Source organism: Janthinobacterium sp. HH102 (genome assembly GCF_001758625.2).
Classification (GTDB): Bacteria; Pseudomonadota; Gammaproteobacteria; order Burkholderiales; family Burkholderiaceae_D; genus Janthinobacterium.
The window spans coordinates 1,042,733-1,062,716 of record NZ_CP062062.1 but is presented as its reverse complement, the minus strand read 5'-3'; the positions used below and the strand labels follow the sequence as shown (position 1 = coordinate 1,062,716).

At 63.5% G+C, this 19,984-nt stretch carries 20 protein-coding genes; 10 read left to right on the top strand and 10 right to left on the bottom strand.

The window, feature by feature from the left end; translation table 11 throughout:
- Positions 1-75 precede the first annotated feature (75 nt).
- The gene (locus JAB4_RS04800; RefSeq protein ID WP_070223777.1) at positions 76-1,377 is read left to right on the top strand and encodes an MFS transporter; all 1,302 of its coding nucleotides are present in this window, start codon (positions 76-78) and stop codon (positions 1,375-1,377) included.
- 137 nt (positions 1,378-1,514) lie between these two features.
- Positions 1,515-1,952, top strand: a complete 438-nt coding sequence (locus tag JAB4_RS04795; protein ID WP_034753546.1) for a universal stress protein — start codon at positions 1,515-1,517, stop codon at positions 1,950-1,952.
- A 34-nt stretch (positions 1,953-1,986) separates the two neighbouring features.
- On the opposite strand, the gene JAB4_RS04790 is transcribed toward JAB4_RS04795, so the two are convergent.
- A complete protein-coding gene (locus JAB4_RS04790) occupies positions 1,987-2,982 on the bottom strand; it encodes a murein transglycosylase A (protein WP_227742165.1) in 996 nt (331 codons plus the stop codon).
- 283 nt (positions 2,983-3,265) lie between these two features.
- Here JAB4_RS04790 and JAB4_RS04785 point away from each other — a divergent pair, with 283 nt between their 5' ends.
- The gene (locus JAB4_RS04785) at positions 3,266-3,412 is read left to right on the top strand and encodes a hypothetical protein (RefSeq protein WP_175444843.1); all 147 of its coding nucleotides are present in this window, start codon (positions 3,266-3,268) and stop codon (positions 3,410-3,412) included.
- Positions 3,413-3,436: 24 nt separating this feature from the next.
- Here JAB4_RS04785 and apaG read toward each other — a convergent pair whose 3' ends face one another.
- The gene (gene apaG / locus JAB4_RS04780) at positions 3,437-3,811 is read right to left on the bottom strand and encodes a Co2+/Mg2+ efflux protein ApaG (protein WP_070223779.1); all 375 of its coding nucleotides are present in this window, start codon (positions 3,809-3,811) and stop codon (positions 3,437-3,439) included.
- A 176-nt stretch (positions 3,812-3,987) separates the two neighbouring features.
- Between apaG and rpe the strand changes: the two genes are divergently transcribed.
- The 7 genes from rpe to JAB4_RS04745 all read left to right on the top strand — a co-directional run bounded on the left by rpe (position 3,988) and on the right by JAB4_RS04745 (position 10,120).
- The gene (gene rpe, locus JAB4_RS04775) at positions 3,988-4,662 is read left to right on the top strand and encodes a ribulose-phosphate 3-epimerase (RefSeq protein ID WP_070223781.1); all 675 of its coding nucleotides are present in this window, start codon (positions 3,988-3,990) and stop codon (positions 4,660-4,662) included.
- The gene (locus JAB4_RS04770; protein ID WP_070223783.1) at positions 4,662-5,366 is read left to right on the top strand and encodes a phosphoglycolate phosphatase; all 705 of its coding nucleotides are present in this window, start codon (positions 4,662-4,664) and stop codon (positions 5,364-5,366) included. The genes rpe and JAB4_RS04770 overlap by 1 nt, the downstream gene beginning before the upstream one ends.
- A 269-nt stretch (positions 5,367-5,635) precedes the next feature.
- Positions 5,636-7,132, top strand: coding sequence for an anthranilate synthase component I (gene trpE / locus JAB4_RS04765; RefSeq protein ID WP_070223785.1), 1,497 nt, complete (start codon positions 5,636-5,638; stop codon positions 7,130-7,132).
- A 1-nt stretch (position 7,133) separates the two neighbouring features.
- Entirely contained in the window at positions 7,134-7,697 is a 564-nt protein-coding gene (locus tag JAB4_RS04760) for an aminodeoxychorismate/anthranilate synthase component II (protein WP_070223786.1), read from the top strand.
- 65 nt (positions 7,698-7,762) lie between these two features.
- A complete protein-coding gene (gene trpD, locus JAB4_RS04755; RefSeq protein WP_070223787.1) occupies positions 7,763-8,806 on the top strand; it encodes an anthranilate phosphoribosyltransferase in 1,044 nt (347 codons plus the stop codon).
- Positions 8,807-8,840: 34 nt separating this feature from the next.
- Positions 8,841-9,641, top strand: a complete 801-nt coding sequence (trpC, locus tag JAB4_RS04750) for an indole-3-glycerol phosphate synthase TrpC (protein WP_070223789.1) — start codon at positions 8,841-8,843, stop codon at positions 9,639-9,641.
- Between the two features lie 20 nt (positions 9,642-9,661).
- A complete protein-coding gene (locus JAB4_RS04745) occupies positions 9,662-10,120 on the top strand; it encodes a hypothetical protein (protein WP_070223791.1) in 459 nt (152 codons plus the stop codon).
- Here the strand turns inward: JAB4_RS04745 and JAB4_RS04740 are convergent.
- The 8 genes from JAB4_RS04740 to JAB4_RS04705 all read right to left on the bottom strand — a co-directional run bounded on the left by JAB4_RS04740 (position 10,071) and on the right by JAB4_RS04705 (position 19,984).
- Positions 10,071-11,240: a GGDEF domain-containing protein gene (locus JAB4_RS04740; RefSeq protein WP_227742096.1), complete on the bottom strand. Its 1,170-nt coding sequence runs from the start codon at positions 11,238-11,240 to the stop codon at positions 10,071-10,073. The genes JAB4_RS04745 and JAB4_RS04740 overlap by 50 nt on opposite strands.
- A gap of 219 nt (positions 11,241-11,459) precedes the next feature.
- Positions 11,460-13,280: a M61 family metallopeptidase gene (locus tag JAB4_RS04735; RefSeq protein WP_175444842.1), complete on the bottom strand. Its 1,821-nt coding sequence runs from the start codon at positions 13,278-13,280 to the stop codon at positions 11,460-11,462.
- A gap of 117 nt (positions 13,281-13,397) precedes the next feature.
- Positions 13,398-14,006 (bottom strand): nucleotidyltransferase family protein, encoded by a 609-nt coding sequence (locus JAB4_RS04730; protein WP_070223796.1) that lies wholly within the window; start codon positions 14,004-14,006, stop codon positions 13,398-13,400.
- Positions 14,007-14,019: 13 nt separating this feature from the next.
- Positions 14,020-16,278 (bottom strand): xanthine dehydrogenase family protein molybdopterin-binding subunit, encoded by a 2,259-nt coding sequence (locus tag JAB4_RS04725; RefSeq protein WP_070223797.1) that lies wholly within the window; start codon positions 16,276-16,278, stop codon positions 14,020-14,022.
- A gap of 10 nt (positions 16,279-16,288) precedes the next feature.
- Positions 16,289-16,747: a (2Fe-2S)-binding protein gene (locus JAB4_RS04720; protein ID WP_034753534.1), complete on the bottom strand. Its 459-nt coding sequence runs from the start codon at positions 16,745-16,747 to the stop codon at positions 16,289-16,291.
- Between the two features lie 132 nt (positions 16,748-16,879).
- Positions 16,880-17,596, bottom strand: a complete 717-nt coding sequence (locus JAB4_RS04715; protein ID WP_070223812.1) for a DsbC family protein — start codon at positions 17,594-17,596, stop codon at positions 16,880-16,882.
- Positions 17,597-17,755: 159 nt separating this feature from the next.
- Positions 17,756-18,988, bottom strand: coding sequence for an FAD-dependent monooxygenase (locus JAB4_RS04710; RefSeq protein WP_070223799.1), 1,233 nt, complete (start codon positions 18,986-18,988; stop codon positions 17,756-17,758).
- A 66-nt stretch (positions 18,989-19,054) separates the two neighbouring features.
- Complete coding sequence (locus tag JAB4_RS04705; RefSeq protein WP_070223801.1) at positions 19,055-19,984, bottom strand: LLM class oxidoreductase; 930 nt, start codon at positions 19,982-19,984, stop codon at positions 19,055-19,057.

Sequence of the window (19,984 nt, the reverse complement as noted above, 5' to 3'; positions counted from 1 at the left end):
GTGTCTCCTCTCGATGAACGGTGCAACGATTGTAGCGGCTAACGGCAGCGGCGCGGCAGGTGCGCTGCTATTATTGTGAGTCCGATCACCTTTATCGAGCAGCGTATTTTCTCCTCCTTCTTCCAGTACTGCACCCGCTATCTGCGCGGCGACGGCAGCGACGCCAGCGTCAATTTCCGCCGCCTGTGGTTCAGCAACGGCCTCAATTGCTTCGGCGCCCAGATCACTTCACTGGCCCTGCCCCTTTGCGCGGTACTGCTGCTGCATGCGACGCCGGAACAGATGGGTGTACTGGTCGCGCTACAGGCGCTGCCGTTCGCCCTGTTCGGTTTGCCTGTCGGCGTGCTGCTGGACCGGCGCAGCAAGCACCCGATCATGCTGTTCAGCGAAAGCATGTCCGGCCTGGCCCTGGCCAGCGTGGCCGTGGCCTACTGGTGCGGCGTGCTGTCGATGCCATGGTTATATATAGTGGGATTCATCATCGGCACGGGCTTCGTCGTCGGCGGCGGCGCCGAACAGGTGTTTCTGACTTTCCTCGTGGGCCGCGATGGCTTGATCGATGCGCAGTCGAAATTTGCCGCCACCGAATCGGCTTCGCGCCTGATCGGCCCCGGCCTGGCCGGCGTGCTGGTGCAAATGCTGTCGGCGCCCGTCGCCATCCTGTGCACGGCTTGCGGCTATCTGGTTTCCGTCTTCAATCTGCGCGCCATGAGCGTGCGCGACCCACGGCCGGCCCCCTCTGACAAGCACGCCTTGCGCGACATCGCCGACGGCTTGCTGTTCGTCTGGCGCGAGCCGCTGCTGCGCGCGCTTGCCTGGGGCGCCGGCATCTGGCACTTCCTGTTTTACGCCAGCATGGCCTTGACGGTGCTGTTCGCCACACGCGACCTGGGCATGAGCCCTGGCGTGCTGGGCATGACGCAGATGCTCGGCGGCGCCGGCGTCTTGCTCAGCGCCTTCATCGTCAAGCCGCTGACGAAGCGCTACGGCGCTGGCCGCACCATCCTGATCGGCCTGGCTTCGACCTCGCTCTGCTTTGCCCTGACGCCAACGATTCCCGCCGCGCTGTTCGGCAGCGCGGCGGCCAGCGCCGTCGCCTATGCCATATTGATGTTCTTTTTCGATTGCGGCGTGATGCTGTTCTTTATTCCCTACCTGGGCTTGCGCCAGAAAGTCACGCCCGATCCCATGCTGGGCCGCATGACATCGACCATGCGCTTCCTGACGGTGGCGACGGCGCCGCTGGGCGCGCTGGCCGCCGGCTGGGTAGCGGAACATTTTGGCGTGCGCAATGGCCTGGCCTGCATCGCGGCAGGCAGCATTGCGTTGACGGTCGCCATGGTGTGGGGCACACCGCTGCGTGGCGTGCGCACCTGAAGCGAGGAACGGGCATACACTGATGAAAGATTGCCTTGGCGACACTATTCATGCCAAAGCATGTGAGGTTTGATTTACATCAAGGTTTTAATTGATGTAAATCCATAAGCTGTCTTACATCACTTGAGGAGCACGCCATGTTTAACACCATCTTATTTCCCACCGACGGCTCGCCGTTGTCCGACAAAGCCGCCGAGACCGCCCTCGCCTTCGCCCAATTGAACAAGGCCAAGCTGGTCGCCATCAGCGTGGTGCAGCCTTTCCCGTTCTCGCCGATGGCCGACGGCGGCATCGTGCTCGACGCCAGCCTGTATGAACAGCAGATGCAGGAAGCTTCGCAACGCGCCATCGACAAGATCGGCGAAGCGGCGCGCGCCGCCGGCGTGCCTTTCGAAGGCGTGGTGGCAGTGTCACCGAGCCCGCACGACGAAATCGTCAATGCGGCGCAAACCTATCATTGCGACATCATCCTGATGGCCTCGCATGGCCGCAAGGGCTTGAACAAGCTGTTCGTGGGCAGCGAAACGCAAAAAGTGCTGGCGCATACTCACTTGCCAGTGATGGTCTTGCGCTAAGTCACACCACGAACTGCCCGGCGCCGCGAGAAACTCAGCGCGCCGGCGCCTGCTTCGGCAACAACACCCACACGGCGCCGCTCTGCTTCATGCGGCCCGCATTCTCGGCCGCTTCCGCGCCAAAACCAAAGAAGTAATCGACACGGATCGGCCCGCGAATGGCGCCGCCCGTATCCTGCGCCATCACCAGGCGCTGCATGGGAATCTCGCTATTGGCTTGCGTGGTGGACAAAAACACGGGCGCGCCCAGCGGCAGGAAGCGCGAATCGACGGCCACCGAGCGCTGCGGCGTCAACGGCACGCCCAGCGCGCCCTTCGGCCCCACTTTCGGATCGGGCAAACGCTCTTCCTTGAAGAAGACATAGCTGGGGTTAGCGTTGAACAATTCATCCTTGCGCGTCGGGTGGCCGGCGATCCACGCCTTGATGCCTTGCGCGGACGCCTGGCTCAGGGTCAGCTCGCCCTTGTCGACCAGGTAGCGGCCAATCGACTTGTAGGGGTGGCCGTTTTGATCCGCATATGCCACGCGCACGGTTTCCTGCGTATCGGTCAGCTGCACGCGCCCGGAACCCTGCACTTGCAGGAAGAACGCCTCGACTTCGTCATCCACCCACAGCAATTCCTTGCCCGTGACGGACGTGGCGCGCTCGATGTCGGCACGGGTCGCGTACGGGATCACCTTCTTGCCGACCAGCTTGCCCCGCAGGCGCATGTTCTTCAGTTCCGGATACACGCCGGCCAAGTCGACCGAGACCAGGTCGTCAGGCACCTTGTACAGCGGCGTCTGGTATGGACCGCCGCGCTTGCGCGCGCCGTGCAGCAGCGGCTCGTAGTAGCCGGTGACGAGGCCCGTGCTGGCACCATCGGCCGTAATGACTTGATTGGGCACAAAGAAGGTCTCGAAGAACAGACGGATGGCCTTGTCGCTGTCGGCATTCACCTGGCGCGCGATCGTGCACGATTCCTTCCAGTCCGGACGCTTGACCAGCACGCCGCACGAAGCCATGAAGGCTGGCCAGGCGGCGCGCATGTCGTCGCGGGCCCAGCCAGGCAAGGCGGCGAACTTGGCGGGCACAAAGGTGGGCGCTGCCACATCCGCGGCATCCTTGGCGTCGGCCGGCTTGGCGGGCACGGGCCTGACGACGGTCGGCGCGATGGGCGGCGCCTTGCCGCCGGCGGCGGCCGGTGGCGCCGATGGCGTGGTACAGGCGGACAGCGCGAGCGCGACGGCGCCGATGGAAACGGGTAGACTACCGCGTGTCAACAGACGGCGGGTAAATACTAAGCTGCGGGTAAATAACATAGGGGTGCGTATGTGGATCTTGATGATAGAGGCGCTGGTGGCGTTCTTCTTGCTGGCATTTATAGTCTGGTGGACCATGTATTCGGGTAAAAAACCCGCGCCACCGGCACGCCAGCAACTCAGCGAAGAACAGGACAGCACCGAAAAACTGAAATAAGGGGCCAAGCCCCCCGGCGTTGCGTCAATGCAGGGTGCGCGGCACCGACAGCACGAACTCGGGAATCAAAGCTTCGAACTGATGGCCGTCTTCTGCCACGCAAAAGTATTCGCCGCGCATCGAGCCTTGCGGCGTGCCCAGCATGGTGCCGCTCGTGTATTCGAACTGCTCGCCCGGCTGCAGCAGCGGCTGGTGGCCGACGGCGCCCAGACCGCGCACCTCTTCCACCTTGTTGTTCGCATCCGTAATAAGCCAGTGGCGCGAAATCAGTTGCGCGCCAGCCGTGCCCGTATTGACGACGCGGATCGTGTAACTGAACACGTGCCGCCCCTGGTCCGGTGCCGATTGTTCGGGCAGATATTGCGTCTTGACCGTTACCGTAAATTCATAAGTCGCCATCGTCATTCCTATTCAGACATTGCCAGTCGTATTAGTCGTATTGTGTGTCGCGCGCGACGCATTGACCATCACGCGATGCGTATTCTGTGTTTCACGGTCCTTCAATGAAGCATGGTACCGGCGTCAAGCGTAAAATAGCGCATCTTCGCATTTTCTACTCTCAGCCTTTAGCCACCATGACAACATTCCGTATCGCTCCCAGCATCCTGTCCGCCGACTTTGCCCGCCTCGGCGAGGAAGTGCGCAACGTCGTTACCGCCGGCGCCGACATCATCCACTTCGACGTGATGGATAACCATTATGTGCCGAACCTGACCATCGGCCCGCTGGTGTGCGAAGCAATCCGCCCGCACGTGCAAGTGCCCATCGACGTGCATCTGATGGTCAAGCCTGTCGATCGCATTATCCCGGATTTCGCCAAGGCTGGCGCGAACATCATCACCTTTCACCCGGAAGCGTCGGATCACGTCGACCGTTCCTTGCAGCTGATCCGCGACAATGGCTGCAAATCGGGCCTGGTCTTCAACCCGGGCACGCCGCTGCACTACCTGGAACACGTGATGGACAAGATCGACATCATCCTGATCATGTCGGTCAACCCGGGCTTCGGCGGCCAGTCCTTCATTCCGCAGGCGCTGAAGAAGATCGCCGAAGCGCGCCGCATGATCGACGAATCGGGCCGTGACATCATGCTGGAAGTCGATGGCGGCATCAAGATCGACAACATCGCCGCAGCAGCAGCAGCAGGCGCCGACACCTTCGTCGCCGGCTCGGCCATCTTCGGCAAGCCCGACTACAAGGCCGTCATCGACGCCATGCGCGCCGAGCTGGCATCCGTCAAGGGCGCCTGATGCAAGCGGGCACGGTGAAAGACCACGTACTGGCCGGCGTGCGCGCCGCCATCATCGACCTCGATGGCACGATGCTCGACACCGTGCCCGATTTTCATGTCGCCATCAACGGCATGCGCGCCGAACTGGATTTGCCCCCAATCAGCGCCGAGGCCATCAAGCGGATGGTGGGCAAGGGCTCGGAAAACCTGATCCGCACCGTGCTGGCGCTCGACTTCGACGCGGCCGGCGTGGAACAGCATTTCGAGCAGGCGATGGACGGTTACCAGCGCCACTACCTGGCCATCAACGGCCAGTTCAGCACCCTGTATCCGGACGTGGAAGCGGGGCTGGCGGCCATGAAGGCGGCGGGCCTGCGCCTGGCCTGCGTCACCAACAAGCCGATCGCCTTTGCCCTGCCCCTGCTGAAACTGAAAAACCTCGACCAGTATTTCGAGATCGTCTACGGCGGCGATTCGCTGCCAAGGAAGAAACCGGATCCGCTGCCGCTGCTGCAAGTGTGCGTGGACTTCGACCTGGCGCCCGCCAAAGTGGTGGCCATCGGCGACTCCTCGAATGACGCGCAAGCGGCCAGGGCTGCGGCTTGCCCCGTATTGACGGTACCGTATGGCTACAATCACGGACACTCTATACACGATACCGATTCCGATGGTATAGTAAAGACACTGCTCGAAGCAGCACGTTTTATTGGCATGCAAAACTAAGCGGCATACTGACCAAACCCAACACCATATCGTGAACACGTTTCTCATCAAAAAACACAATGTCACCCAAACCGGCTCGATTGAGGCCTGGCTTTGGCGACGCTGGCAATCCTGGCAGGCCTAAGGGCCGAGCCGTTACGATTGCTGCCGGCTGCATACGCGTCCTTTGCGCCTCTTGCGCAAGTTCCATGTACCGGCAAGTTTTTTGATAACCCACCGCAGGGTTTGTGCACTATGCACACTCATACCCTGACGGCATGGAGAGAAACATGACCGAACTCGAATTCAAATCGCTGGGCCAGCAAGGCTACAACCGCATCCCCCTGATCGCGGAAGCGTTCGCCGACCTGGAAACCCCGCTCACCCTGTACCTGAAACTGGCACAGGCCCAACACGGCGGCAAGAACACCTTCCTGCTCGAATCCGTCGTCGGCGGCGAACGCTTCGGCCGCTACTCCTTCATCGGCTTGCCCGCCACGACCGTGTTGCGCAGCTACGGCAGACGCACCGAAATCGTCAAGAACGGCAGCGTGATCGAAGAACACGAAGGCAATCCGCTCGACTTCATCGAACAATTCCAGTCGCGCTTCAAGGTCGCCCTGCGCCCCGGCATGCCGCGCTTCTGCGGCGGCCTGGCCGGCTACTTCGGCTACGACACCGTGCGCCACATCGAGAAAAAGCTGGCCGGCGGCGCGCCGAAAGATGACTTGAAGCTGCCCGACATCCAGCTGATGGTGACGGAAGAACTGGCCGTCATCGACAACCTGTCCGGTAAACTCTACCTGATCGTCTACGCCGACACGACGCAGCCCGAATCGTTTTCGAAAGCACAGCAGCGCCTGAAGGACTTGCGCATGATGCTGCGCCGCGGTGTCGATGCGCCCGTCACCAGCGCTTCCGTGCGCACGGAAACCATCCGCGATTTTTCCAAGGAAGACTACCTGAAGGCGGTCGCCAAGGCGCATGAATATGTGATGGCGGGCGACCTGATGCAGGTGCAGATCGGCCAGCGCATCCGCAAGCCATATGTCGATTCGCCGCTGACCCTGTACCGCGCCTTGCGTTCGCTCAATCCATCGCCGTATATGTACTTCTATAATTTCGGCGACATGCAGATCATCGGCGCCTCGCCCGAGATTTTGGTGCGCAACGAAACGACGGCCGATGGCGGCAAGAAAGTCACCTTGCGCCCGATCGCCGGCACGCGTCCGCGCGGCGCCACGCCCGAGCGTGACGCCGAGCTGTCGGCCGAGCTGCTGGCCGATCCGAAAGAGATCGCCGAGCACGTGATGCTGATCGACCTGGCGCGCAACGACATCGGCCGCATCGCGGAAACGGGCAGCGTGCAAGTCACCGACCGCATGGTCATCGAAAAGTATTCGCATGTGCAGCACATCGTCTCGAACGTGGAAGGCACCCTCAAGGAGGGCCTGTCGAACCTGGACGTGCTGCGCGCGACCTTCCCCGCCGGCACCCTGACGGGCGCGCCGAAAGTGCGCGCCATGGAAGTGATCGACGAACTGGAAATCACCAAGCGCGGCATCTATGGCGGCGCCTGCGGCTACCTGTCGTTTGGCGGCGAAATGGACGTGGCGATCGCCATCCGCACGGGCGTGGTCAAGGACGGCATGCTGTATGTGCAGGCCGCGGCCGGCATCGTGGCCGACTCCATCCCCGAAATGGAATGGCAGGAAACTGAAAACAAGGCGCGCGCCGTACTGCGTGCCGCCGAACAAGTGCAAGATGGCCTGGATGGAGGGTTTTAAGATGCTGCTAATGATCGACAACTACGACTCCTTCACCTACAACATCGTGCAGTATTTCGGTGAACTGGGCGAAGACGTGCGGGTCTACCGCAACGATGAAATCACGATCGCACAGATCGAGGCGCTGAACCCGGACCGCATCTGCATCTCGCCCGGCCCGAAAGCGCCGGCACAGGCGGGCATTTCGGTGGAAGTACTGAAACACTTCGCCGGCAAGAAGCCGATACTGGGCGTATGCCTGGGCCACCAGGCCATCGGCGATGCGTTTGGCGGCAAGGTCATCCGCGCCAAGCAGGTCATGCATGGCAAAACTTCCCTCATCGCGCATACGGGCGTGGGCGTCTTCAAGGACATTCCCAGCCCCTTCACAGTGATCCGCTACCACTCTTTGGCGATCGAACGCGCCTCGCTGCCTTCCTGTCTGGAAGTGACGGCGTGGACGGACGACGGCGAAATCATGGGCGTGCGCCACCGGGAATACGATATCGAGGGCGTGCAATTCCACCCTGAATCGATCCTCTCGGAGCACGGCCACGCCCTGCTGAAGAATTTCCTCGAGCGCTGATTCCATGCGCACGCCCCGGCGTGCCATCAGTGTCCTCCTGCGCCATCATTGAAGAAGGAAGCATCATGCCGATCACCCCACAAGAAGCTCTGCTGCGCTGCATCGAACACCGCGAAATCTTTCACGACGAAATGCTGTACCTGTTCCGCCAGATCATGTCCGGCGAAATGTCGCCCACCATGATCGCGGCCCTCACCATGGGCTTGCGCGTGAAAAAGGAAACCATCGGCGAAATCGCCGCCGCCGCGCAAGTGATGCGCGAGTTTTCCACCAAGGTGCCCATGGCCGACACCACCAACCTGCTCGACATCGTCGGCACGGGCGGCGACGGCGCGCACACGTTCAATATTTCCACCGCCTCGATGTTCGTGGCGGCGGCGGCCGGCGCGCGCGTGGCCAAGCATGGCGGGCGCAGCGTGTCGTCCTCGTCCGGCAGCGCCGACGTACTCGATTCCTTGGGCGTCAACATCAACCTGCAGCCCGAGCAGATCGCCCAGTCGATCGCGCAAACGGGCATCGGCTTCATGTATGCGCCGAACCACCACGCGGCCATGAAGCATGCGGCGCCCGTGCGCAAAGAGCTGGGCGTGCGCACGATCTTCAATATCCTCGGTCCGCTGACCAATCCCGCCGGCGCGCCGAACATCCTGATGGGCGTGTTCCACGCCGACCTGGTCGGCATCCAGGTGCGTGTGCTGCAGCGCCTGGGCGCACAGCATGCGATCGTCGTGTATGGCCGCGACAATATGGATGAAGTGTCGCTGGGCGCGGCCACCATGGTGGGCGAATTGATCAACGGCGAGATCCGCGAATATGAAATCCATCCCGAAGACTTCGGCATGTCGATGATCGCCAGCCGCAATCTGAAGGTGGCCGATTCCATCGAATCGAAAGCGAAGATGATGGAAGCGCTGCGCGGCGAGCCTGGTGCCGCCGCCGACATCGTGGCTCTGAATGCGGGCACGGCGTTGTACGCGGCCGGCGTGGCCAGCTCGATCGAAGACGGCCTGGCGCGTGCGCGCACCGCCGTCAGTTCGGGCGCCGCGCTGGCGAAACTCGACCAATTCGTGCGCGTGACGCAGCAGCTGGGTACCCCGCCGCAAGCGTAAGCTCTCCGCCCTCCTTGATAGAATAGCGACCATCATGTCCGACATACTCGATAAAATCCTGGCCGTGAAAGCCGATGAAGTGGCCAAGGCCAAAGCCCGCCGCAGCCTGGCCAGCCTGCGCGGCGACGTGGAAAGCGACAGCGCCCTGCGTGCCGGCCTGCGCGGCTTTGAAGCGAGCCTGCGCCAGCACATCGCCGCCGGCAAGCCCGGCATCATCGCCGAAGTCAAAAAGGCGTCACCGTCGAAAGGCGTGATCCGCGCCGACTTCCGTCCGGCAGACATCGCCGCCAGCTATGCGGCGCATGGCGCGGCCTGCCTGTCCGTGCTGACGGACGAACAGTTCTTCCAGGGATCCGTGGATTATCTGCAGCAGGCGCGCGCCGCCTGCGCCATTCCCGTGCTGCGCAAGGATTTCATGGTCGACATGTACCAGATCTATGAAGCGCGCGCCATGGGCGCCGACTGCATCCTCCTGATCGTCGCGGCGCTCGACCATGGCCTGATGGCCGAGATGGAAGCGTGCGCCCACGAACTGGGCATGGGCGTGCTGATCGAAAGCCACGACGGCGAAGAACTGACGGCGGCATTGAAACTCAAGAGTGCGCTGATCGGCATCAACAACCGCAACCTGCGCACGTTCGAGACGTCGCTCGACACGACCATCAATCTCTTGCCGCGCATCCCGCAGGACAAATTGATCATCACTGAATCGGGCATCCACAGCACGGCCGACGTGCAACGCATGCGCGATGCGCACATCCACAGCTTCCTCGTGGGCGAAGCGTTCATGCGCGCACCGGACCCCGGCGTGGAGCTGGAACGCCTGTTCAGTTAAACCATGGTAGGCTGGCAGCCATGAGACACGCGATCACCGTCCTTGCCACTGCTGCCCTGCTGTCGGCTTGCCAGACTGCGCCCCCGCCAACCGCGCCCACGCCCACGCCCCCTCGCACGCCGGCCGCGATACAGCTTGCCGCCAGCATCGACGTCTACAAGTCGCTGGTGGCGCAGCAGATCATGGCGGCCAACGCAGAATACACGTTCAGCGGGCGCCTGCCGCCCATGCTGCCGGCCATCGTCGTGCTCGACCTGAGCGTGGGTCCCGATGGCGAACTGAAAAGCGTGCACGTGCACCGTTCGCGCGACAGCGAAGCATCGGCCGCCGCGCTGGCCGCCGTGCGGCGCGTGCAGGTCCTCTTTCCGCCGGCCGCACACCTGATGCGCCGCCACGCCCGCACCTTCGATTTTTCCGAAACTTTCCTCTTCAACGACCAGTACCGCTTCCAGCTGCGGACATTGTCCGGTCCTCAGTAAACGCACAAGCATCGAGTTCGATGCGGTCGCGTCCCCGCTCCTTGGCCAGGTACAGGGCCGCATCGGCGCGCGACAGCAACTGTTCCAGCCCTTCCACCACCGATGCCTGGCAAGCGACGCCGATGCTGACCGTACACGGTGGCAGCCCCGCATGACTGGGCTCGCGCAGCAAGGCGCGGATGCGTTCGGCCACGCCCAGCGCGTTATGCACCGGCATATCCGGCATCAGCACGACGAACTCCTCGCCGCCGAAACGCGCCACGCAATCCGATTCGCGCAGGGCGCCTTTGATAACGGCGGCCACATGCGCCAGCACCTGGTCGCCCACCGCGTGACCGTGGCGGTCATTGATCAATTTGAAGTAATCGAGGTCGATGCTGAGCAGTGTCAGCGGCAAACGGCGGCGCCGCAGATTGCCGATTTCGCGCGCATAGGCGTCGCCAAAGCCGCGCCGGTTCAGCACCTGCGTCAGCGGATCATGGGTCGAGCGGCGCTCCAGTATCTGCTGCAGGCGCCGGGTCGCCACCGTCATGAAGCCTACCGTCAGCAGCAGCGCCATGAAATTGGCAACCGCCAGATAGATGCCGGCCGGCGTGCCTGCCACCGTCAGGTTCACGCTGGCGCCGCCATGCAGCAAGGCCGACACGCCGCGCACCAGCACCACGACCGCTTGCATCAGCATCAGCGCGCCAAAGAAAAAACTCGAGAAATGGCGCTCGCCATGGCGCCATACCAGTTGCACCTGGCGCGCATAAAACAGGAAGACCAGCAGGGAGAATACCGCCACGCGCGCCGAGAAGTCGGGGTGCGCCAGCAGCCACCAGCAATTGCCGGCGATGGCCAGGACAAGTATCAGCAGATAGGCACGGCGGCTGGGCGCCAGGCCAAAGAACTTCTCCGTGCCCAGCATCGACAGGCCGATGCCGGCCACCAGCGCCGCATTGGCCGCGATTATGGACAATGCCGGCGGCAGCACTTCGCGGGTGCCGAACAGCAGGGACGCGCACACCAGCAGCAGCAAACCGGCCGCCCAATGTCCGAGGCCATGCACCTCGCGCCGGAAACTGCGATACACCGAGAACATGACGATGCTCATCGCCCCGCACATCAGGGTCGTCATCAGCATAATCGTTCGAGGATCGAGGGTTTGCACGTTGGGCGCGGTCGAAAAGAATCAGTTCGGCAATTTTAGTTTAGTTAAAGAAAAATTAGTTCATTTGCAGTAAATATGATGGCAATACGCCAATTTCAGGGGAGGCGTTACATTGAGACATTGCTGCCTGAAATAGAAAACCGGCCAGTGACGGCCGGTTTCTGTCTTACTGCACGATAAACAGCATCATGCCGCGCTAGGACGCTTCGGCCCCGTGGCTTTCTTTGGGGCCGGCAGCAGGGTCAAGCTGACACCCGGCACGCGGTCGCCCTGCAGCACGGCGGTGAATGTCATCAGCTCGTCGCGGCGGAAGGCGTGAATGGCCACCTTGGCGCCGACGGCGTAACGGCCCAGCAAGGTGTCCAGGTTCGCCGGGTTGCCCGTCACGCGCAAGCCATCGACGGCCACCAGCACGTCGCCCGCCGACAGGCCAGCCACGTGGGCGGCGCCGCCCTGGTGCACCTGCGCCAATCTGGCGTCGTTGCCGTCGCGGCCCAGGTTGACGTCCAGGCTGGCTTTTTCCGCCTTGCGCGCGTCGCTGTATTTCACGCCGAACGGCGCCAGCAGGCGCGCCAGCGGCACGTCGTCCGTGCCGCGGATGTAGCGCTCGAAGAACGGTTTCATGCGCGTGCCGGAGACCTCGTCGAACAGGGCTTCGACTTCGGCCGGCGTCACGCCGCGCGCTTTCCCCTTGTAGAAATCGCGGCCGTAGCGCTGCCACAGCGCCTGCATCACGTCGTCCAGCGATTTTGCGCCATTCGTCTTGCTGCGCAAAGTCAAATCGAAAGCCAGCGCGATCAGCGAACCCTTGGTGTAGTAGCTGACGATGGCGTTCGGCGCGTTTTCATCCTGGCGGTAGTACTTGCCCCAGGCGTCGAAGCTCGAGTCGGCCACGCTTTGCTTGGTGCGGCCGCTGCCGCGCAAGACGCTGTTGACGGTTTTTCCAAGCAGTTTGAAATAGGCCGCCTCGTCGATCAGGCCCGCGCGCACCAGCATCAGGTCGTCGTAATAGCTGGTGAAACCCTCGAACAGCCACAGCAGCGGCGAATAGCTTTCCGCCTGCAGGTTGTACGGCGCGAAGGCGGCCGGCTTGATGCGCTTGACGTTCCAGGTGTGGAAGTACTCGTGGCTGCACAGGCCCAGGAATTTCAGGTAGCCGTCGCCGATCTCCGTGCTGTTGGAGGCCGTCGTCGGCAGGTCGGCGCGCGCGCAGATCAGCGCCGTCGAGGCGCGGTGTTCGAGGCCGCCGTAACCATCGCCGACGGCCATGGCCATGAACACATAGCGGTCCATCGGCGCTTTTTTTGTCTTCGGCTCGAAGAAGGCGATCTGCGTTTCGCAGATGGCTTTCAGGTCGCGGCACAAACGCGGCAAGTCCAGGTTCGGCACCTTGCCCGTGACGACGATATCGTGCGGCACGCCATATGCGGTGAAGGTGGCCAGCGCGAAGTCGCCCATTTCCACCGGATGGTCGATCAGCTCATCGTAGTTGGCCGCCTGGTAGCTGCCGAAGCCGTAGCGCTTGGCCTTCAGTTCCGGCAGGGTGGTGGCGACTCGCCAGGTCTTGCAGGCCGCATCCTTGGGCTGCACGATATGCACTTCATGGGCGTCGGATTCCTGGCCCAGCACGCGCAAAAACACGCTGGTGCCGTTGAAGAAGCCGTGATTCTGGTCCAGGTGGGCGGCGCGCACGGACAGGTCCCAGGCGTAGACGTCGTATTCGACCGTCAATGGGCCCTTGCACGGGGCGGCTTGCCACGAATGCTTGTCCAGTTTGGTCAGCGCCACGGCCTTGCCCTCGGACTCGGCGCGGATGCTGACGATGTTGCGCGAAAATTCGCGGATCATGTAGCTGCCCGGGATCCAGGCCGGCAAGGCAAATACCTGGCCGATGGCGGCCGGCGACTTGACGGTCAACGTCACCTTGAACATGTGGCCAGCCAGATCAGCGGCGGCGATGCTGTAGATAATGCCGGCGGCCGGCGTGGTTTTCACTGCGATTTTCACTGCGGTTTTCGCCGCGGCTTTGCTTGTGGCTTTGCCGCTTGCCTTGGCTCCCGCCTTGGCGGTGATTTTTTGAATCGGTGCTTTCTTCATGTTTTCCTCGTGTCTGGCATGGATGTTCTACAATCGCCCGGGCGCGCCAGGCACCGGCGACAAATCGTCAGGGGTATCAATATCGCGCAAGATGCCGACGTCGTCCACTGTCACTTCGCATACGGCATGGCTGTTGACGATGCTGCGCGCGCCCTGGTCGCCATCGAGCGCCAGCAGCAGCGGCAAGTGAAAAGCGCCGAATGCGACAGGATTGCCGCGCCGTCCCTGGAACACGGGCACGGCGATGTGCGCACCATCGCCGACGGCTTGCGACAAGGCGGCGATTGTAGCCGCTTCCACGAAAGGCATGTCGCCCAGGGCGATCAGCCAGCCCGGCGCGCCGCGCACGTAATCGATGGCGCAGGTCAGCGACGCGGCCATGCCCGTGTCGGCGTCATGGCAGACGCGTACCTCGCAGCCGAGCGCGCCGAGCACGCGCGCCACCTGCGTATCGTCGGCGCGCACCACGGCCAGCACGCGCGGCAGGGCCGCCAGCATGTTCCTGGCCGCTGCCACTACCACGGGCAAGCCCGCATGCGGGCCTTCGGCCAGCGGCTGCAATAATTTGTTCTGTACGCCGGAAGGGTCGAACCTGCGTCCCCTTCCGGCTGCCAGCAAGATGCCGACCGTACTCAAAAAGCCGCTGCCGTCATGCGGCCGCCAGGTCGAACGGCAGCTTGCGCAGGCGCTTGCCCGTCAGGGCGAACAGCGCGTTGGCAAACGCGGGCGCCAGCGGCGGCACGCCCGGTTCGCCCATGCCCGTCGGCGCATCGCCCGACGGCACCAGGTGCACCTCGATCACAGGCATGTCGGGCATGCGCGGCACGGGGTAGTCGCCGAAGTTCTGCTGCTCCACCACGCCATCCTTGAGCGTGATGGCCGCGCCGGGGATGGTCATGCCCAGCGCCATCAGCGCGGCGCCCTGCACTTGCGCCTCGATCGTCAAGGGGTTGACGGCCAGGTTGCAATGCACGCCCGCCCATACCTGGTGCAGCTTGGGCGCCCCCTCCACCACGGAGGCCGTCACCACGTAGGCGACGACAGAGTTGAACGACTCGTGCATGGCCACGCCCCAGGCCTGCCCTTTCGGCAGCTTCTTCTTGCCATAACCGGACTTGGCCACGGCCAGGTCCAGCGCGGCGATGTGGCGCGTGTGCTTGGCGTCGATCAGCTGCTTGCGGTAGGCGACGGGATCCATCTTCGCCACGTGCGCCGCTTCGTCGATCAGTGTCTCCATGACGAAGGCCGTATGCGTCGAGCCGACGGAGCGCCACCACAGCACGGGCACGTTTGCCTTGGCCGTATGCACGGACAGCTTCATCGGCAAGGTGTACGGCTCGCCCATGCCTTCGACCATGGTGCCGTCGACGCCATTTTTCACCATGAACGCTTCGAACGGCGTGCCGGCCATGATGGACTGGCCCACGATGGTGTGGTCCCAGGCGAGTATCTTGCCCTTGGCGTCGAGGCCGATCTGCGCGCGGTGCACATGCGACGGCCGGTAGTAGCCGCCCTTGATGTCATCCTCGCGGCTCCACATCAGCTTTAATGGACCGCTCTTGCCCGCAGCCCGGTACGCCTTGGCGACGTTGACGGCTTCGACCACGTAGTCGGACGAGGGCACGGCGCGCCGGCCGAAGCCGCCGCCCGCCATCATCGTGTGCAGGGTCACCTGCTCGGGTTTCAGGCCGGAAGTAGCGGCAATCGCCGCCTGGTCGCCCGTCTGGAATTGCGAACCGACCCACATCGTGCATTTGTCGGCCTGCAGGTCGACCACGCAATTGAGCGGCTCCATCGGCGCGTGCGCCAGGTAGGGGAATTCGTAGACGGCTTCGATCTTCTTCGGCGCCTTGGCCAATGCCGAGACATCGAATGCGCGCGCCACCGTGCCCGGCGTCCTGGCCAGCGCCTTGAAGGCGGCCAGTTGCTGGTCGCTGCTGACCTTTTCCACGGCGCTGCTGTCCCACTCGATCACCAGCGCATCGCGCCCCTGCTTGGCGGGCCAGTAACCGTCGGCGATGACGGCCACGCCGCTGCCGCCACGGTCGGTTTTCACTTCCAGCACCTCCAGCACGCCCTTGATGGCTTTCGCCTTGCTGGCGTCGAATTTCGCCACCTTCGCGCCAAACACGGGCGGGCGCGCCACCATGGCCACCTTCGCGCCGGGCGGCTTGAAGTCGATTCCGAACTGCTGTTTTCCCGTGGACTTGGCGGCCGCGTCCAGGCGTTTCACGGGTTTGCCGATGATGGAAAATTCGCGCGGGTCCTTCAGCTTGACGGTGGCGGGCAAGGGCTGGCGCATGGCCGCGTCGGCAAACTCGCCATACGTCGCCTTTTGTCCGCCGGGGCCATACAGCACGCCCTTGGCGGCCCGTACCTGGTCGGGATTGACTTTCCACTGCGCGGCGGCGGCGCCCACCAGCATGGCGCGCGCCTTGGCGCCGATTTCGCGGTACTGCGTAAACGAATGGGCGATGCTGCCCGAGCCGCCCGTCATCTGCATGCCATAGGCGGCATCCTTGTACTGCTCGCCAGCCGGCGCCAGTGCGCCATGCACCAGGCTCCAGTCGGCGTCGAGTTCCTCGGCGATCAGCATGGGCAAGCTCGTTTGCACGCCCTGGCCGAATTCCAGCCGGTTCACCTGCACCGTCACCGTGTTATCTGGGGCGATGTGCAAGAAGGCGTTCGGCGCATACACGGGCTTGGCGGGGGCGGCATCGGCCGCCTGCGCCAGCTTGCCCGCGCCGGGCAGGAAAAATCCCAGCATCAAGCCGCCGCCCGCCGCCGCGCCGGCCTTCATGAATCCACGCCGCGAGACGCCATCGGCCACCGGCGCCGATGCCAGCGCCGTGCCCAAGGTCACTGCGCCATGCTGCAATGCTTCCTGATTCAACCATTCGATACGCATGTCGCTCTCCTCAGGCCAGGGTCTTGGCCGCGTCCTTGATGGCTGCGCGGATCCGTTGATAGGTGCCGCAGCGGCAGATATTGCCGCTCATGGCGCCGTCGATGTCGGCATCGCTGGGCGCCTTGTTCGTGCGCAGCAGCGCCGTCGCGCTCATCACCTGGCCGCTTTGACAGTAGCCGCATTGCGGCACGTCGTGGCGCACCCATGCCGCCTGCACGGCCTTGCCCACCTGGTCGTTTTCCATCGCTTCGATGGTGGTGATCTTTTGCGCGCCCACAGATGAAATGGGCGTGATGCACGAGCGGATCGGCTGGCCGTCGAGGTGCACCGTGCAGGCGCCGCACAGGGCCGCGCCGCAACCGAACTTGGTGCCCGTCATGTTCAGGTTATCGCGCAGCGCCCACAAGATGGGCGTGGAAGGATCGGCGTCGACTTGCGTGTCGCGTCCGTTGATATTCAAGGTAATCATCTGCTGCTTCCCCTTTTTTGGATTGTTATGGCGTCTACGAACTACACTTGATGATACGACAGCGGAAAAAAACGCAAAAAAAAGCGCGCCTTGCGAGGGCGCGCCGTCCAGCCTTCCTGGCGACAGCCCGGATTACTTAATGGTCGAGAATTTCTGTTCCAGCGTCTTCGCATCGACCGCGCCCGGAATGCGGCTGCCGTCGGCAAAGAAGATGGCTGGCGTGCCCGAGACGCGCAATTGCTGGCCCAGGGCCAGGATTTTTTCGTGCGGGTTGGCGCAAGTGGCGGCGACCGTGGCTGGCGCCTTGCCGTTCAACATCCAGTCATCCCAGGCCTTGTTGCGGTCCGGCGCGCACCAGACATTGCGCGACTTGACGATGGAGTCCGGCGACAGGATGTTGTACATGAAGGTGTAGACGGTGACGTTGTCGATTTCCTTCAGCGCGTTCTGGCGGAAGCGCTTGCAGTAGCCGCAGTTCGGATCTTCGAACACGGCGATCACGCGCTTGCCATTGCCCTTGACGGTTTTCATGGCCGAATCGAGCGGCAAGTCCGAGAACTTGATGCGGTTGACTTCGTCCAGGCGCACCTTGGTCAGGTCCTGCGACGTCTTGGCGTCGAAGACGTGGCCGACGAACAGGTATTGCGCGGATTTGTCCGTGTACAGGATGTCGCCGCCCGTGCGCACTTCGTACAGGCCGCCATACGGGGTTTCCTTGACCGAGTCCACCTTGGCGCCTTCGCCCAGGCGCGGCTCGATCAGCTTTTTGATGCTCGCTTCCGTCGGCGTTTCCGCGCCGGCGCACGACATCATCAGGCCCGAGGCCAGTACCAATGCGATTCTGCTCATTTTGATCACTATCACTTCTCCACTTGAAACGCCCGGCGGGACTGGCCTCTGGCCCGGCGTCGTTATCTTTTCGACAAAACGATCGCCGCAGACCAGCTGCGGCGACCTTGAATTTTCACTGCTGCCATTATCCGGCGATATCTTAAGATACGCTGATATTTACGGATGTCCCAATGCGTGCGAGATCATTTTTCGCTTCAGCGCAGGTAATTTATCCAGCAAGTTTAATCCCAAATTGCGAACCACGCGCAACGGCTCCAGATCGGCACCGAACAAACGCGCCAGGCCATCGGTGGCCAGCTGCATCAGCAGCACGTCTTCCTTGCGCGCGCGGGCATAGCGGGCCAGCACGCGCTCGTCGCCAATGCCGCGGTGCGCTTCGCGTTCGCCGATCGTCTTGACCAGCTGCGCCACGTCGGCAAAGCCCAGGTTCATGCCGTGGCCGGCCATCGGGTGCACCACGTGGGCGGCGTCGCCCACCAGGGCCACGCGCGGCGCCACCATGGCGTGCGGGCGCATCAGGGTCAGCGGGAACGCGCGCACCAGTTCCGGCTGCAGCGGCGTGAGTTTACCCAGTTTGTCGTGGCAATACGCGGCCAGGCGCGCAGCCAGGGCGTCGGCCGATTCGGCCATCAAGGTATCGGCCAGCGCATCGGGCGCCGACCAGACCAGCGAAACGCGGTCGCCCGGCAGCGGCAGCAGCGCGACGATGCCTTCGCTGCCCGTAAACCACTGGTGGGCCGCGCCATGGTGCGGTTTTTCGCAGGCGAAGTTGCTGACCACGCCGCGCTGGCCGTAGGAGCGGTAATCGAGGCCGATGTCGCACTGGCCGCGCACCCACGACTGGGCGCCGTCAGCGCCCACGACCAGCGCGCAAGTGATGGTGTCGCCGCCGTCGAGGTGCACGATGGCCGAGTCGTTTGTCCATTCCAGGCGGCTGGCGCGGCCCTGCAGCACGCTGACGTTCGGCGCGAATTTCAGGGCGGCGTCCAGCGCCTGGCCCAGGTTGCGGTCTTCGATGATCCACGCCAGAGCGCCCACATGGGCGCCGTAGGCGTCGAAACCGAGTCCTCCCGCCTGCGCGCCGTCGCCGTTGACCAGCATGGCGTCGACGGGCGCCACCCTGTCGCCCTCCAGCGCGCCCCATACCTTCAGCGACGACAGCAGCTGGTGCGCCGTATGATTGAGCGCATACACGCGCACATCCCAGCTGGCTTCGACCGGCTTGGCGGCAGGTGCCGGAGGGTTCGCCGGGGATAACAGCGTGACGCTTTGTCCTGCCTGGGCAAACGCCAGCGCCGTGGTTTTCGCGATGGCGCCGTTGCCGACGATGCAAACGTCGCTGTGGCTGTGCATGAAGCGCCGCATGGTGGGGGGAGTGGGACTGTTCATGCGGTCATTATAGCGTTTGCCGCCCCCGTTTCAGCTAGTCAGGAAGTACAGAACGCATGCCCCAGGTCAAGCGGCGCCATGAAACACGGGCAGCACGTATTCCCCGATCTCCTGCATCGTCTCGCCCAGCGGGCGGCGGTTCTGCCGCAGTTGCAGGCCGATATGCCGCACGCCGGCCGCGCGCATGGCGTGCAGCTCGGCGATCAGTCCATCGCACCCCGTGCGACCGCCGAAGCGGAAACGCTGCAGCGGCAAGGCCGGATCGTCGTCCAGGTCAAGGTGGATGAAGCTGACATACGGCTTGTCGTCCCCGGCCACGGCGCGCCATTGGGCGGAACGCCGCGCATGGTCTTCCGGCGTGCCCGGATAGGCGAGCCAGCCGTCCATCTGCGCGCCGATCCACGCGGGTGACTGCTGCGCCAGCCCGGCCACCAGCAGCGGCAACGGCGCGGCCGGCTTGGGCAGCAGGCGGATGCCGGGCGGCAGGCGCATATCTCCCCAGTCGCGCAGCATGGCCACCTGCTCGCGGAAGGCGGCGCCGCGCTGATCGAAGTCGCGGCCGAAGACGGGATACTCGACGGGCCGGTCGCCGCTGGCCACGCCCAGCAGCAAACGCCCGCCGCTCAACTGGTCGACGCTGGCCGCCGCTTTTAAAGTCAGCACCGGTTCGCGCAGCGGCAGCACCACGGCGGCCGTGCCCAGCAAGATGTTCTCGGTGATGCCGGCCAGGTAGCCCAGATAGGTAAATACCTCGAAGACCTGGGCCGCATCGCCGAACGACGGATCGTACAGGGGCACGTCGCGCAGCCACAGGGCCCGGAAACCCAGGCGGTCGGCCAGCTTTGCCAGCGCCGCATGCTGTTGCATGTCCGGCTCGCCCGGCACGCGGCCGCAGGCCGCATGCGCCTGGCGCCCCATGGACGACCAGTCATTATCGAGCGGCAGTTCCAGGCCGATACTGAAACCGCCCTGCCCCAGCTTCGTCATGGCGCCCAT

Bases quoted from the DNA above. Each gene is read 5' to 3' on its own strand.
- JAB4_RS04745 (WP_070223791.1), top strand. From the start codon at position 9,662: ATGAGACACGCGATCACCGTCCTTGCCACTGCTGCCCTGCTGTCGGCT.
- JAB4_RS04715 (WP_070223812.1), bottom strand. From the start codon at position 17,596: ATGAGCAGAATCGCATTGGTACTGGCCTCGGGCCTGATGATGTCGTGC.
- trpC (WP_070223789.1), top strand. From the start codon at position 8,841: ATGTCCGACATACTCGATAAAATCCTGGCCGTGAAAGCCGATGAAGTG.
- JAB4_RS04790 (WP_227742165.1), bottom strand. From the start codon at position 2,982: ATGCGCGCCGCCTGGCCAGCCTTCATGGCTTCGTGCGGCGTGCTGGTC.
- JAB4_RS04740 (WP_227742096.1), bottom strand. From the start codon at position 11,240: ATGACGACCCTGATGTGCGGGGCGATGAGCATCGTCATGTTCTCGGTG.
- trpE (WP_070223785.1), top strand. From the start codon at position 5,636: ATGACCGAACTCGAATTCAAATCGCTGGGCCAGCAAGGCTACAACCGC.
- trpD (WP_070223787.1), top strand. From the start codon at position 7,763: ATGCCGATCACCCCACAAGAAGCTCTGCTGCGCTGCATCGAACACCGC.
- apaG (WP_070223779.1), bottom strand. From the start codon at position 3,811: ATGGCGACTTATGAATTTACGGTAACGGTCAAGACGCAATATCTGCCC.
- JAB4_RS04785 (WP_175444843.1), top strand. From the start codon at position 3,266: ATGTGGATCTTGATGATAGAGGCGCTGGTGGCGTTCTTCTTGCTGGCA.
- JAB4_RS04795 (WP_034753546.1), top strand. From the start codon at position 1,515: ATGTTTAACACCATCTTATTTCCCACCGACGGCTCGCCGTTGTCCGAC.
- JAB4_RS04720 (WP_034753534.1), bottom strand. From the start codon at position 16,747: ATGATTACCTTGAATATCAACGGACGCGACACGCAAGTCGACGCCGAT.
- rpe (WP_070223781.1), top strand. From the start codon at position 3,988: ATGACAACATTCCGTATCGCTCCCAGCATCCTGTCCGCCGACTTTGCC.
- JAB4_RS04710 (WP_070223799.1), bottom strand. From the start codon at position 18,988: ATGAACAGTCCCACTCCCCCCACCATGCGGCGCTTCATGCACAGCCAC.
- JAB4_RS04705 (WP_070223801.1), bottom strand. From the start codon at position 19,984: ATGGGCGCCATGACGAAGCTGGGGCAGGGCGGTTTCAGTATCGGCCTG.
- JAB4_RS04760 (WP_070223786.1), top strand. From the start codon at position 7,134: ATGCTGCTAATGATCGACAACTACGACTCCTTCACCTACAACATCGTG.
- JAB4_RS04770 (WP_070223783.1), top strand. From the start codon at position 4,662: ATGCAAGCGGGCACGGTGAAAGACCACGTACTGGCCGGCGTGCGCGCC.
- JAB4_RS04725 (WP_070223797.1), bottom strand. From the start codon at position 16,278: ATGCGTATCGAATGGTTGAATCAGGAAGCATTGCAGCATGGCGCAGTG.